The sequence below is a fragment of the Amycolatopsis sp. NPDC114503 genome (assembly GCF_055633655.1).
The window spans coordinates 296,411-310,238 of sequence record NZ_JBVKDT010000005.1 but is presented as its reverse complement, the minus strand read 5'-3'; the positions used below and the strand labels follow the sequence as shown (position 1 = coordinate 310,238).

General features: G+C 68.9%; 13 protein-coding genes. 9 read left to right on the top strand and 4 right to left on the bottom strand.

Annotation, left to right across the window (positions count from 1 at the left end; genetic code table 11):
* Positions 1–272: 272 nt before the first annotated feature.
* Together ACZ7OI_RS23220 and ACZ7OI_RS23215 are read right to left on the bottom strand one after the other, a co-directional pair.
* Complete coding sequence (locus ACZ7OI_RS23220; protein WP_470266278.1) at positions 273–1,841, bottom strand: PucR family transcriptional regulator; 1,569 nt, start codon at positions 1,839–1,841, stop codon at positions 273–275.
* 71 nt (positions 1,842–1,912) lie between these two features.
* Complete coding sequence (locus ACZ7OI_RS23215; RefSeq protein ID WP_470266277.1) at positions 1,913–2,401, bottom strand: hypothetical protein; 489 nt, start codon at positions 2,399–2,401, stop codon at positions 1,913–1,915.
* A 171-nt stretch (positions 2,402–2,572) separates the two neighbouring features.
* Here ACZ7OI_RS23215 and ACZ7OI_RS23210 point away from each other — a divergent pair, with 171 nt between their 5' ends.
* Positions 2,573–3,880: a bifunctional o-acetylhomoserine/o-acetylserine sulfhydrylase gene (locus tag ACZ7OI_RS23210; protein ID WP_470266276.1), complete on the top strand. Its 1,308-nt coding sequence runs from the start codon at positions 2,573–2,575 to the stop codon at positions 3,878–3,880.
* Complete coding sequence (gene metX, locus ACZ7OI_RS23205; RefSeq protein ID WP_470266275.1) at positions 3,877–5,022, top strand: homoserine O-acetyltransferase MetX; 1,146 nt, start codon at positions 3,877–3,879, stop codon at positions 5,020–5,022. The genes ACZ7OI_RS23210 and metX overlap by 4 nt, the downstream gene beginning before the upstream one ends.
* Before the next feature lie 54 nt (positions 5,023–5,076).
* Here metX and ACZ7OI_RS23200 read toward each other — a convergent pair whose 3' ends face one another.
* A complete protein-coding gene (locus ACZ7OI_RS23200) occupies positions 5,077–5,847 on the bottom strand; it encodes an SGNH/GDSL hydrolase family protein (RefSeq protein WP_470266666.1) in 771 nt (256 codons plus the stop codon).
* Positions 5,848–6,042: 195 nt separating this feature from the next.
* Between ACZ7OI_RS23200 and ACZ7OI_RS23195 the strand changes: the two genes are divergently transcribed.
* Positions 6,043–6,633 (top strand): SACE_7040 family transcriptional regulator, encoded by a 591-nt coding sequence (locus tag ACZ7OI_RS23195; RefSeq protein ID WP_470266274.1) that lies wholly within the window; start codon positions 6,043–6,045, stop codon positions 6,631–6,633.
* Positions 6,634–6,685: 52 nt separating this feature from the next.
* Positions 6,686–7,183 (top strand): hypothetical protein, encoded by a 498-nt coding sequence (locus tag ACZ7OI_RS23190; protein ID WP_354747361.1) that lies wholly within the window; start codon positions 6,686–6,688, stop codon positions 7,181–7,183.
* Between the two features lie 42 nt (positions 7,184–7,225).
* Here ACZ7OI_RS23190 and ACZ7OI_RS23185 read toward each other — a convergent pair whose 3' ends face one another.
* Positions 7,226–7,741 carry a winged helix-turn-helix transcriptional regulator gene (locus ACZ7OI_RS23185; RefSeq protein WP_470266273.1) on the bottom strand — a complete coding sequence of 172 codons (516 nt, stop codon included), beginning with the start codon at positions 7,739–7,741 and terminating at the stop codon, positions 7,226–7,228.
* A 74-nt stretch (positions 7,742–7,815) separates the two neighbouring features.
* Between ACZ7OI_RS23185 and ACZ7OI_RS23180 the strand changes: the two genes are divergently transcribed.
* From ACZ7OI_RS23180 to ACZ7OI_RS23160, 5 genes are all read left to right on the top strand, one after another.
* Complete coding sequence (locus ACZ7OI_RS23180; RefSeq protein WP_470266272.1) at positions 7,816–8,592, top strand: SDR family oxidoreductase; 777 nt, start codon at positions 7,816–7,818, stop codon at positions 8,590–8,592.
* Positions 8,593–8,620: 28 nt separating this feature from the next.
* Complete coding sequence (locus ACZ7OI_RS23175; protein WP_470266271.1) at positions 8,621–8,950, top strand: nuclear transport factor 2 family protein; 330 nt, start codon at positions 8,621–8,623, stop codon at positions 8,948–8,950.
* A gap of 92 nt (positions 8,951–9,042) precedes the next feature.
* Complete coding sequence (locus tag ACZ7OI_RS23170; protein ID WP_470266270.1) at positions 9,043–10,656, top strand: carboxyl transferase domain-containing protein; 1,614 nt, start codon at positions 9,043–9,045, stop codon at positions 10,654–10,656.
* A 22-nt stretch (positions 10,657–10,678) separates the two neighbouring features.
* The gene (locus tag ACZ7OI_RS23165; RefSeq protein WP_470266665.1) at positions 10,679–12,664 is read left to right on the top strand and encodes an acetyl/propionyl/methylcrotonyl-CoA carboxylase subunit alpha; all 1,986 of its coding nucleotides are present in this window, start codon (positions 10,679–10,681) and stop codon (positions 12,662–12,664) included.
* Positions 12,661–13,818 carry an acyl-CoA dehydrogenase family protein gene (locus tag ACZ7OI_RS23160; protein ID WP_470266269.1) on the top strand — a complete coding sequence of 386 codons (1,158 nt, stop codon included), beginning with the start codon at positions 12,661–12,663 and terminating at the stop codon, positions 13,816–13,818. Before ACZ7OI_RS23165 ends, ACZ7OI_RS23160 begins: the two co-directional genes overlap by 4 nt.
* Positions 13,819–13,828 lie beyond the last annotated feature (10 nt).

The following is a 13,828-nucleotide window of genomic DNA, read 5'->3' as shown; positions in this document are numbered from 1 at the left end:
GAAGGGGAGGGGGGACGCAGTGGAGGGGTTGTTTACCGGGGAGAAAGGAGCATGGGAAAAACCCCCCCCGCGCCGCGTTTTTGGCTTCGTATCGGGGTGCGGGGGAGTATGGGTGCATTGTTGGTTGGGTGCTGCGGTGCCGGTTTAGGGCTGTGAGGGGAACCCTGAGGGAATCAGATTCCTTCAGGGTTCCCCTCACGGACTTTGCGGGAGCGGGGCCGTGCGGCCGGAATCGTTGCGGGCCAACGACCTCAGCTACCGGACCGGCAAAGTCAGCTCCACCGAAGCGCGATCAGCTGGGTGAGCAGGGCGAGCCGGACATCCGGGTCGTCGAGGTTCAGCGGGACCAGTTCCAGCAGCCGTTTCATCCGGTACCGCAACGTGTTCGGGTGAATCCGCAGCCGTTCCGCGGCGGCGCGCGGGTCGCCGGGGTGCCGGAGCCATTCGTAGAGAGTGTCGACGTACCCGGCGTTGCTCGTCTCGTCGTGTGCGCGCAGCACGCCGAGCGGGCCGAGTTCCGACACCTGCGCCGCCGCTGCTCCGGCGGCGGCGCGGTGCAGGACCAGCGCGGTCCACGCTTCGTCGTACGCCACGACGCGACCCTCGACCAGCCCTGCCCGCAGCAGGCCCAGCGCTTCGTCCGCCTGGGCTCGTGACGCGGCCAGCGCAGTCGGGTCGCCCGGCGCACCCGCTGCCGCGCGAGGCAGTCCGCCCCGGCGAGAAGCGGGTTGGGCGAGCAGCGCGTCCCGCAGTTCCGGCCAGCCGCCCTCGCCGGTGCGGTCCGGCACCACGACGTACAGCAACCCGCCCAGTTCAGCCGCGACCGGACGGCGTCCGAAACCTTGCGAAATTCGTTCCAGCAAAGCCAGCAACAGCCCTTCGGCGTCCCGGCTGTCGCCGCCGCTGACGTCCACCACGACGACCCGGTGCGGCTCGTCGGACAGATCCAGTTCGGCGACCACCCGGCGCGGCGGGACTTGTCCTTCCAAGACCGCGCGCAACAATTCGGCGGAAGCCCGGCGCTGCGCGTCCGTGTGCGCACGCCGTCGCAGGAGATGCAGCGCGACCACCGGGGCCGCGTCCGCGAAAGCCGCCGCGCGTTCCTCGGAAACCGGGCCGGGGACGACGGCCCACATCGAGCCCAGCAGTTCGCCGCCCATCCGGATGGGCACGATCAGCCGCGGCAGGGTGCCGTCGCGCTGGGCTGGGACGAAGATCGTCTGTCGCCCACGGGAAAGCTCGCGGAAAACGCCGCGCGAGCGGAATCGGGCCAGCACGTCGTCGGGGATGCGCCGGCCCATGATCGTCGCGACGCGCGCCGGGTCGGTGAGGTCCTGGCGCGCGGAGTACGCGAGTACGCGCGAGTTGGTGTCCTCGATCGTCACCGACGCGTCGACCACCGCGGCTACGGCGTCGGCGAGCCGGAAAAGGTCGCCGGAACCCGGGTCTCCGCCCTCTTCGAGCGCTTCGGATTCGTCGGCGAGCGCGTCCAGAACCGTGCGCAACAGCCACACCAGCTGGGCCCAGGACGTCGCCGCGTGCACCTGGATCAACGCGATCCCGGCCGACTTCGCCGCGCGCCGCACCGACTGTTTCGCGGCCAACGGCGGTTTCAACAGCACCGCCGCCGCGCCGCGCCCGGCGCTCACCCGGACGAGCGCGGCGGCGTCGGCCGACTCGATCGTGGCGACGCCGAGCACCAGGTCACCCGCGGCGATGGCGGACTCCGCACCCGGCTCGGCGATCACCACGTCGCCGACCGCGGGACAGTCTTCGGGCACGAGAAGCGCGTGGAGCAGCGTGGGACCGACCCGGTCCACGACGCTGCGCACCGAAACCACGGCTACCTCCAGTGCTCCTGACGTTCTTGCTGGAACGGTAGAAGACTGCACCGGTTTCGCCACCCGCGGCACTAGTTAGCGCGACCGACCTTCGGCCACGGCTTGAAGTACGACACCAGCGTCGCCCCCAGCAGCAGCGTCAGCCCGACGCTCATCGCCCCGGTGCCCGCCACCGCGCTCGCACCGACGATCTCGCCTCGCGAAGCCTGCTCGCCATGCGCGACGAAAGACGGGACTACCAGCAGGTTTCCACCGCCGAACAGGGCGAGCGTCGCCAGCAGCTTCCACAGCACCCAGTGGTAGCGCACCAGCTTCCACTTCGTGCCGAGCCCGAGGACGACACCGGTCGCCAGCGCGAGCAGGCTGGCCGGGAAATAGAGCGCGCCGGCGAGAATCCCGGCGATGACGTTCGCGCTGCGCGCGGTCACCGGATCGAAGCCGGCGATCGCGAGAATGCTGCAGATCAGCACCGCGAGTTCGGCTCCGATCCAGCCGACCGACGTGACGACGTGGCCGAACAGGAACCACTTCCGGGTCGCCGGGCGCATTCTCCAGTCCATGCGCCCGAGGGTGCGCTGTACACCACCGTCGCGTCGTCCGTCAGCGCTCGGCACTTGTTCCTACGTCCGGGTGCGTAGGACTCTCATCTCGTGAGAGCGGTTGGGCGTTTCGTCCGGCCTGGTTAGCGTCGGCGCCCAGCCGACCCGTCCACGACCGCTAGGAGCGAGCACATGCCGGAAGACACCACGAGCTGGTCCTTCGAGACCAAGCAGATCCACGCGGGGGCGGCGCCCGACCCGGCCACCGGCGCTCGCGCCACGCCGATCTACCAGACCACCTCGTACGTCTTCCGCGACACTCAGCACGGGGCCGATCTCTTCAGCCTCGCCGAGCCCGGCCACATCTACACACGCATCAACAACCCGACCCAGGACGTGCTGGAGCAGCGCGTCGCCACGCTCGAAGGCGGCGTCGCCGGTCTCGCCTTCGCTTCCGGTTCGGCGGCGGTCACCGCGGCGATCCTGAACCTGGCCAACGCGGGCGACCACTTCGTCACCAGCCCGTCGCTGTACGGCGGCACCTACAACCTCTTCCACTACACGCTGCCGAAGCTCGGCATCGAGGTCACCTTCATCGACGATCAGGACGACGCGGAGCAGTGGCGGGCAGCGGTCCGGCCGAACACGAAGCTGTTCTTCGCCGAGACGCTGGCCAACCCGAGCAGCGCCGTGCTCGACATCCGCAAGGTCGCCGACGTCGCCCACGAGGCCGGGGTCCCGCTGGTCGTGGACAACACGGTGCCGACGCCGTACCTCGTTCGCCCGATCGAGCACGGTGCGGACGTCGTCGTGCACTCGGCGACGAAGTACCTCGGCGGCCACGGCACGACGGTCGCCGGCGTGCTCGTCGACGGCGGCACGTTCGACTTCGGCAAGGACCCGTCGCGCTTCCCGGGCTTCAACGAGCCCGACCCGAGCTACCACGGTCTCAAGTACTGGGAGGCGCTCGGCCCGGGCGCGTTCGCGGCCAAGGCACGCGTGCAGATCCTGCGCGACACCGGCGCGGCGATCGCCCCGCTGAACAGCTTCCTCATCCTGCAGGGCATCGAAACGCTGTCGCTGCGCGTGGAGCGGCACTCCAACAATGCGCAGGCCCTCGCGGAATGGCTCGAAGAACGCGACGAGGTCGAGAAGGTGTACTACGCCGGACTGCCGTCGAGCCCGCACCACGCCGCGGCGCAGAAGTACCTGCCGCGCGGCGTCGGCGCGGTGCTGTCGTTCGAGCTGCGCGGCGGGGTCGAGGCGGGCCGGAAGTTCGTCGACGGCACGGAATTGCACAGCCAGCTGGTGAATCTCGGCGACGTGCGCAGCCTGATCGTGCACCCGGCGTCGACCACGCACAGCCAGCTCGGCCCCGAGGAGCAGGTCGCCGCCGGCGTCACGCCGGGTCTCGTGCGGCTCGCGGTCGGGCTGGAAGGAATCGAGGACCTGAAGGCCGACCTCGAGGCAGGCTTCCGAGCTGCCAAGGCGGCGCTGTGACCGATCCCGGCGCGAGTCTTCCGCCCGTCACCGGCGCGTGGCGGGCGGGGGACCCACCCGGCAGACGGCACTGGTTCACCGGCCCCGGCGCACTCGCGCTGGAGGCCGGCGCCAGCCTGCCCGGCTACACCCTCGCGTACGAAACGTGGGGAACGCTCAACTCCGACGGGTCCAACGCCGTCCTCGTCGAGCACGCTCTCACCGGCGACAGCCACGCCGCCGGACCCGCGGAACCCGGGCATCCGAGTCCCGGATGGTGGGACGGACTGATTGGCCCCGGCAAGGCTTTCGACACCGGCGAGCTGTTCGTCGTGGCCCCTAACGTCCTCGGCGGCTGTCAGGGGTCGACCGGCCCGTCTTCGCTCGCTCCGGACGGTGCGGCGTGGGGCAGCCGATTCCCGGCCCTGACCGTCCGAGACCAGGTCAACGCCGAAGCGGCACTCGCGGACGCGCTCGGCATCGAACGCTGGGCGGCCGTCGCAGGCGGTTCGATGGGCGGGATGCGGGCTCTCGAATGGGCCGTAAGTCAACCCGATCGTGTTGCCTCCGCACTCGTCCTCGCCTCGACCGCCCGCGCGTCAGCCGAGCAAATCGCCTGGGCCGCACCGCAACTGCACGCGATCCGAGGCGATCTGGCCTGGCACGGCGGTGACTATTACTCCGCCGCCGAAGGCCCTCACCGCGGATTGGGCGTGGCCCGGCGGATCGCGCACGTCACTTACCGGTGCGAACCCGAACTGGAGACGCGTTTCGGGAACCGGCCGCAGCAGGACGAGGATCCGCTGGCCGGCGGACGATTCGCGGTCGAGTCCTATCTGGACCATCACGCGGACAAGCTCGTCCATCGGTTCGACGCGGGTTCCTACGTGGTGCTCACCGAGTCCATGAACACCCACGATGTCGGCCGCGGCCGGGGCGGGGTCGCCGCTGCGTTAGGCCGGGTCACCGCACGCACGGTGGTCGCTGCGGTGGACAGCGATCGGCTCTATCCGCCGTATCAGTCGCACGAGATCGCCAGCGGGGTCGGCGGGGTCGGCGGCGAGGCTGGTGCGGCCACGGTGCTGTCTTCGCCGTACGGCCACGACTCGTTCCTCATCGAGACCGAGCAGATCTCCGCACTGGCCAAGACTTTGCTGGGCTGAACACGGGAAAGGCCGCCTCGAGCGAACTCAAGGCGGCCTTCACGAATCCGAACGTCAGCCGATCGCCGAGGTCAGCGGCGCGTAGTAGCCGCCCCGCTGCCCAGCGGCAGTCGGGTGGTACGACTCGTCCACCGGCCAGGTCAAGCTGTGCAGGTAATCGCTGGCCGCCGAGCAGATGTTGTGCCCGTCGAACGCCGACCGGACGTCCACGAACTGCCCGCCGGCCGCGGAAACCCGGGACGACACCACCGACGCGAGCGTGTCCGCGCCGGAGTTGATCGCCGACCGCTTCGTGTCGCTCAAGCCGACACTGCACGATCCGGGCACGGTGTAGAACCGCGGATAAGACAGCACGACCAGCCGAGCCCCGGGAGCCTTGCTCTTGGCCGCCGAGTACACCTTGTCCAGCAAGCCGGCCAAGGTGTTCTGGACGTAGGTCTTGGCGGTGTTGACCCGGTCCACGCAGGTCTGGTCGCTTCCCAGCGTGCACGTCTTGATCACGTCGGTGAAGCCGGCGTCGTTGCCGCCCACGGTGAGCGTGATCAAGGTGGCGTTGGACGGCATCGAGCTGATCTGGTTCAGCACGTCGCTGGTCCTCGCGCCCGAGCAGGCGAGGAAGGTGAAATTGGTGCCGGAGTGGGCGTTGGCCCACAGCTGGCTGTACGCGTTGGCACTGCGTTTGCAGCTGCCGGAATCTCCGTAGCTCCCGGCGCCCACTCCGGCGGAGTAGGAGTCGCCGAGCGCGACGTAGTTTTGCGACGCAGCGCTCGCACCGGTGGCGAAGCCGAGCGAGGCAGCGAGAGCGACCCCCAGGGCCGCGCACATCCGAAGGATGCGTCGTGATGGTTGACGGGTGTTTGCAGCCATGGGTCACTCCTGTCGTGACAGCTTGACGCGGTAAAGCTTTACCAGGTGCAATCCCCACGAGACACCCCTGAAATCCGGGTGCGTCCACTTGGCCCAGGCAGGAAGTAGCACCGGAAGTTAGCGTTCGCTAACCGAGGGACCTACTATGTGCGGATGTCGGCGAATTCCCTCCCACTGGTGAACGGCGCGAAGCCGAACAGACGGGAACAGATCCTCACCGCCGCCGCCGAGCTGTTCGCCCACCACGGTTTCCACGGCGTCGGCATCGACGACATCGGCGCGGCCGTCGGCATCTCCGGTCCCGCGCTGTACCGGCATTTCCGCAGCAAGGACGCGATTCTCGGGGAAATGCTCAACTCGATCAGCCACTACCTGCTCGAAGGCGGCACCCAGCGCGCCGCGGCGGGCGGCACCCCGGACGAACTGCTGGCCGCGCTCGTGCGGTTCCACGTCGACTTCGCGCTCGACCACCCGGCGCTGATCACCGTGCAGGAGCGCAATCTCGCGAATCTCACCGACGGTGATCGCAAGCAGGTGCGCGCGCTTCAGCGGCAGTACGTCGAGGTGTGGGTGCGGGCGATTCGCGAAGCTGTGCCCGGTCTCGGCGAACGCCAGGCGCGGTCGGCGGCACACGCCGTGTTCGGCTTGATCAACTCGACGCCCTACAACCGCCATCTCGGTGACAGCGCACTCGCCGATCTGCTGTGCCGTCTCGCGCTGGGTGCGCTTTCCGCGGCGGGCTGAGGCCGCGATCCGGGGTATCCCGCCGACCGCCGGTCTGGTGTTTGATAGGCACGTGACCGCGGACCGGAGCGAGGGCGAGCAGCGGCTCGTCGAGAAGGCACAGCGCGCGCTCGTCGCCATCAGTCTTGGCGAGGACACGGAGGCGCTGGAAGAGGTCACGCCCTCGTCGCGGGAGCCGGGCGAACGCGACGAGGAGACCAAAGAGCTGATGCTGCTGCTCTTCGGCGAATGCAGCGCGATGGTGTCCACGCTCGGTGACGGCGGCACCGCCCCGGTCAAGGTGCAGGTTTTCGACGAGGCGGGCGAAGAGGTTTCGATCGACCAAGCCGATCCGCCGGTCCGCACCGCCGTTCGCACGCTGCTCGCCGAGGTGCACGGCAATACCGCCGCCGCTCGCGAGCAGGTCGAGATCGCGTTGGCGAGCGCCGCTCCGAACGAAGTGGACAGCCTTCTGCTGCAGGCGCTGCGCTGGACGATCCGGCTGTCGGTCGAATGCCTCGAACGGGATCTGCCGGTGGCCGGCTGGATCTCCGACGCCGTCGCGGGCTGACGTGTTTTTCCCGCTGTCGCGGTGCTTTCCGTGCGGGGGCGGTTAGGCGGGTGTGGTCGATCCGCTGATTGAGCGCCGGGCGTCGGCGTAGCGGTCGCGGAAGGGGGCGCTGGCGGCGGGGCCGGCGGTGAAGACGAAGCCGTCGCCGTCCACTCGCCGTCCGGTCGCCTGGTCGACGAGAACGGGTTCCACCTCTTCGCCGGTCGCCGCGTCGACCAGGATCATGCTGCGCTCGGCCGGGTCGAGCCGGGAATTCCCCCATGCGGCGAGCGCGACGATCACGGGACGCAGCGACCGGCCCAGTTCGGTGAGCAGGTACTCGTGCCGGACCGGGTTGCTCTGGTACGGCTTCTTCTCCAGGATCCCGTTCTCCACCAGGGATTTGAGCCTGCTGGTGAGCATGCTGGTGGAGATCTTCAGGTTGGCCTGGAACTGGTCGAAGCGGCGGTAGCCGTCGAAGCAGTCGTGCAGAAGCAGCAGCGTCCACCATTCGCCGACATAGCTCAGCGCCGTCGACAGCGGGCATTCGCGGTCTTCCGGTTTGATCTTGGGCGCCACGGGGTTGCCTGCCCTTCTAGTCACTGCTAATGTCGAAGTCACTGGGTTCTATTTTAGCAGTCAGGAGGGCGATCGTGGCCGACGGGTCTTTGCTCGGCAGGCGTGCCCTGGTCACGGGCGGAACGAAAGGGGCGGGTGCGGCTGTCGCGCAACGTCTTCGCGACGCGGGGGCCACGGTGATCGTCACCGCGCGATCCAAGCCCGAGCACTTCCCGGAAGGGGAGCCCTTCGTCGCCGCGGACACGTCGACCGTCGAGGGCGTCGAAGCGGTGGTGGGCGCGGTGACGCGCGAGGGAGGCGTGGACATCCTCGTGCACGTCGTCGGCGGTTCGCGCTCTCCGTCGGGCGGCTTCGCGGCGCTGTCCGACGAAAACTGGGCGGAGGAACTGAACCTCAACCTGCTCGGCGCGGTGCGGCTCGACCGCGGCCTGATCCCGGCGATGGTCGACCGCGGCAAGGGCGCCGTCGTGCACGTGACCTCGATCCAGCGCGCGATGCCGCTCCACAACGCCACTTTGGGATACGCCGCGGCGAAGGCCGCTCTGGCGACGTACAGCAAGGGGCTGTCGAACGAAGTCGCGCCCAAGGGCGTCCGGGTCAACACCGTGTCGCCGGGATTCATCAGGACCGGCGCGGCCGAAGCCTTGATCGACCGGATCGCCGAGGGGCAGGGCATCAGCACCGAAGCCGCGCTGACCTCGCTGATGGATTCCCTCGGCGGCATCCCGCTGGGCCGCCCGGCCGAGCCGGAAGAGGTCGCCGAACTGGTGGCCTTCCTCGTGTCGGACCGGGCCTCGGCCATCACCGGCGCCGAGCACGTCATCGACGGCGGCACCGTCCCCACGGTGTGATCCGCCCAGCCTGAACAGGAGAACCATCATGACCACCGCCGCCGTGCCCCGGATTGTCCGGCGCTACTTCGCGCTCGCTCCCGCGGAGGACGCCGAGGCGTACTTCGCGCTGTTCGCCGACGACGCCCTCGTGGAGGACGAAGGCAAGGAATACGCGGGAATCGACGCGATCCGCGCCTGGCGCACCGAGGTCCCCCGGGTCGAGTACGCGATCACCGACGTCGAACCTGCCGCCGAAGGGCTGGTCGTGACCTGCACGATCACCGGAGATTTCCCGGGCAGCCCCTTCGCCGGCCTGAAGTTCCGGTTCGAGCAGTTCGACGACGACCGGGTGAAAGTCCTGCGCATCCGGCCCTGAGAACACCGCGGCGGGCTGGACTGGACACGGCGGTTAACGAGCACTAACATCTCCGGCGGAGTTAACGACCGCTAACGTCTCGACGGAGAGTCATGGACACGCCGGTACTGCGCAGTTCAGCGGATCGCAGCAGCGACACCTTCAGCCGTAGTGTCACCTCGCACGGCGAATTGGTCGAGGATCTGCACAAGCGGCTCGCCGCCGCGCGGCTCGGCGGGCCGGAGAAGTCGCGCGCCCGCCATGTGGAACGCGGCAAGCTGCTGCCCCGCGACCGGGTGGACACGCTGCTGGACCCGGGATCGCCGTTCCTGGAGCTTTCGCCGCTCGCTGCCGCCGGGCTGTACGACGACGAGGCTCCGTCCGCGGGCATCATCACCGGGATCGGTCGGGTGTCCGGCCGCGAATGCGTGATCGTCGCCAACGACGCCACGGTCAAGGGCGGCACGTACTACCCGATGACGGTGAAGAAGCACCTGCGGGCGCAGGAAGTCGCACTGCACAACAACTTGCCGTGCATTTACCTGGTCGACTCGGGCGGCGCGTTCCTGCCGCGGCAGGACGAGGTCTTCCCGGACCGCGAGCACTTCGGCCGGATCTTCTACAACCAGGCCACCATGTCCGCGCGCGGGATTCCGCAGATCGCCGCCGTGCTCGGCTCGTGCACCGCCGGCGGCGCGTACGTCCCGGCCATGAGCGACGAAGCGGTCATCGTGCGCAATCAGGGCACCATTTTCCTTGGCGGCCCGCCGCTGGTGAAGGCCGCGACCGGCGAGGTCGTCACTGCTGAGGAACTGGGCGGCGGCGACGTGCATGCGCGCCAGTCTGGTGTCACCGACCACCTCGCGGACGACGACGCGCATGCGCTGCGCATCGTCCGCGACATCGTCTCCACGCTCGGTCCGCGCACGCCGCGGCCGTGGGAGGTCAAGGCGATCGAGCCGCCCGCTGTGGACGAACGCGAGCTGTACGGCGTGGTGCCGACGGATTCGCGCACCCCGTACGACGTGCGCGAGGTCATCGCCCGCGTCGTCGACGGCAGCCGGTTCGCGGAGTTCAAAAAGGAATACGGCTCGACGCTTGTCACCGGTTTCGCGCACATCCACGGCCACCCGGTCGGCATCATCGCGAACAACGGCGTGCTGTTCGCCGAGTCCGCGATGAAGGGCGCGCATTTCATCGAGCTGTGCGACCGGCGCTCGATTCCGTTGGTGTTCCTGCAGAACATCACCGGGTTCATGGTCGGCCGCGCGTACGAGGCGGGCGGCATCGCCAAGCACGGCGCGAAGATGGTCACCGCAGTGGCGTGCGCACGCGTTCCGAAGTTCACTGTGATCATCGGCGGCTCCTTCGGCGCGGGCAACTATTCCATGTGCGGCCGGGCGTATTCGCCGCGGTTCCTGTGGATGTGGCCGAACGCGCGGATTTCCGTGATGGGCGGCGAGCAGGCGGCGTCGGTGCTGTCGACGGTGCGCCGCGACGCCATCGAGAGTCGCGGCGGTGAATGGTCCACAGAGGACGAAGAGACCTTCAAGGACCCGATCCGCGAGCAGTACGAGGAACAGGGCAGCCCGTACTACTCCACCGCGCGGCTGTGGGACGACGGCGTGATCGACCCGGCGGACACCCGCACGGTGCTCGGCCTCGCGCTGTCGGCGGCGGCCAACGCGCCCTTGCCCGAGGTCAACTACGGCGTCTTCCGGATGTGAATGGGACATGGTCGAGGGTTCTTTGTTCAACACTGTTCTCGTTGCCAACCGCGGGGAGATCGCGGTTCGCGTAATCCGGTCGCTGCGTGCGCTCGGGATCCGTTCGGTCGCGGTGTACAGCGACGCGGACGCCGACGCCCGGCACGTGCGCGAGGCCGACACCGCGGTGCGCCTCGGCCCGGCCGAAGCGGCGAAGAGCTACCTGTCGATCCCGGCGATTGTCGCGGCGGCAAAGGAAACCGGCGCGCAGGCGGTGCATCCCGGCTACGGCTTCCTCGCCGAGAACACCGCGTTCGCGCGGGCTTGCGCGGAGGCCGGGCTGGTGTTCATCGGCCCGCCGCCGGAAGCGATCGACAAGATGGGCGACAAGATCCGGGCGAAGGCCACGGTGTCCGCGGCCGGTGTTCCGGTCGTGCCCGGTGCGTCCGATGTGGACATTCCGGAAGGCGGGTTCGCCGAAGCAGCGGCGAAAGTCGGCTATCCGCTGCTGCTGAAGCCGTCCGCCGGCGGTGGCGGCAAGGGCATGCGCCTGGTGCACGAAGAGTCCGAATTGGACGCTGCGATCGAGTCCGCGCGCCGGGAAGCGAAGAGTTCGTTCGGCGACGACACGCTGCTGATGGAGCGGTTCGTCACCACGCCGCGGCACATCGAGATCCAGGTCCTGGCCGACACCCACGGCACCGTGCTGCACCTCGGCGAACGCGAGTGCAGCCTGCAGCGGCGGCACCAGAAGATCATCGAGGAAGCGCCGTCGGTGCTGCTCGACGAGGCCACCCGGGCGAAAATGGGCGCGGCGGCCGCGGAAGCCGCGCGGTCGGTCGGGTACGTCGGCGCGGGCACGGTCGAATTCATCATGTCCGCGCACAATCCGGACGAGTTCTTCTTCATGGAGATGAACACCCGGCTGCAGGTCGAGCACCCGGTCACGGAAATGGTGACCGGCCTCGACCTGGTGTCCTGGCAGGTGCGGGTGGCGGCAGGGGAGCCACTCGGACTGACCCAGGACGACGTGCGCCTCGACGGACACGCGGTCGAAGCCCGGGTTTACGCCGAGGATCCGGCGCGCGGGTTCATCCCGACCGGCGGCACCGTGCTGGCCGTGCACGAGCCCTCCGGCGACGGCGTGCGAGTGGACTCGTGGATGTCGGTCGGCGCGGTGGTCGGGTCGAACTACGACCCGATGCTGGCGAAGATCATCGCGCACGGCCCGGACCGGGCGTCGGCGCTGCAGAAACTCGACCGCGCGCTGGCCGACACCGCGTTGCTCGGCCTCGGCACGAACATCGCGTTCCTGCGCGGTCTGCTCGCCGACGAGGACGTCCGCGCCGGACGGCTGGACACCGAACTGGTGGACCGCCGACTGTCCGATTTGGTCTCCTCGGAAGTCCCGGCCGGGTTTTTCGTCGCCGCGGCAATGGATCGGCTGCTCTCGCTGCAGCCGACGGGTGCGGTCGTGGACCCGTGGGACATCCCGAGCGGATGGCGGCTCAGTGGTCCCGGCGGGATCACTTTCCGCTTGCGCACTGGGGAAAACCAGGCCGTAGTGCGGGTCGAGGGCACGCCGTCGGACGCTGCGGTGCAGGTGGACGACGCTGAGCCGGTGCGCGTTTCCGCTCGCCGTGAAGGCGATCTGCTCGAGGTCCGTCGGGCCAACGGCGTGGAGCGGTACCGCTGCGCCGACGGTCCACAACGGACAGTGTGGCTGGCCCGCGAAGGCCGGTCGTTCGCGTTCGCAGACCAGGAATTCACGCTGTCCTCGCGCGGCGAGGCGGCGGGTGCTGGTCCGGTGAAGAGCCCGATGCCGGGAACGGTGCTGGTGGTGAAGGCCGCCGAAGGCGACGTCGTGAGCGCGGGGACGCCGCTGCTCGTCGTCGAGGCGATGAAGATGGAGCACACCGTGACCGCGCCGATCGACGGTGTGGTGACTGAGCTTTCGGTGCGGGTCGGCCAGCAGGTCGCGCTCGACGAGACGCTTGCCGTCGTGAGCGCAGCAGAGGAGAAGCAGTGATCGACTTCCGGCTGGACGAGGAATACGAAGCGCTCCGCAAGACGGTCGAGGACTTCGCGCAGGCGGAGGTCGCGCCGGTGATCGGCCCGCTGTACGAGAAGGAAGAATTCCCGTACGAGCTGGTCGCCAAGATGGGCGAGATGGGCCTGTTCGGCCTGCCGTTCCCGGAGGAATTCGGCGGCATGGGCGGGGATTACTTCGCCCTTTGCCTCGCGCTGGAGGAGCTGGCGCGGGTCGACTCCTCGGTCGCGATCACGCTGGAGGCAGGGGTTTCGCTCGGCGCGATGCCCATCTACCGCTTCGGCACCCAGGAGCAGAAGGAAACCTGGCTGCCCATGCTGACCGCGGCGGAGGCGCTCGGCGGATTCGGCCTGACCGAACCCGGCGGCGGCTCCGACGCCGGGGCCACCCGCACGCGCGCCCGGCTCGACGGCGACGAGTGGATCATCAACGGCAGCAAGGCGTTCATCACCAACTCCGGCACCGACATCACGAGACTGGTCACCGTCACCGCGGTCACCGACGTGATGGAGAACGGACGCAAGGAGATCTCGGCGATCATCGTCCCGTCCGGCACGCCGGGCTTCGCGGTGGCCCCGAAGTACTCGAAGGTCGGCTGGAACTGCTCGGACACCCACGAACTGTCCTTTTCGGACGTCCGGGTGCCCGCCGAGAACCTGGTCGGAAAGCGGGGCCGCGGCTACGCCCAGTTCCTGTCCATTTTGGACGAGGGCCGGGTGGCGATCGCCGCGCTGAGCGTCGGTCTCGCGCAGGGCTGCGTGGACGAATGCCTGAAGTACGCGAAGGACCGCGTCGCGTTCGGCCACCGGATCGGCGAGTACCAGGCGATCCAGTTCAAGATCGCGGACATGGAAGTGCGCGCGCACACCGCGCGGCTGGCGTACTACCAAGCGGCGTCGAAGATGCTGCGCGGCGAGTCGTTCAAGAAGGAAGCGTCGATCGCGAAACTGGTGGCCTCGAACGCGGCGATGGACAACGCCCGCGACGCCACGCAGATCTTCGGCGGATACGGCTTCATGAACGAATTCCCGGTCAGCCGTTTCTACCGCGACGCGAAGATCCTGGAAATCGGCGAGGGCACCAGCGAGGTCCAGCGGATGCTCATCGCGCGCCACCTCGGGGTCGGCGCCTGAGACCCAGCGC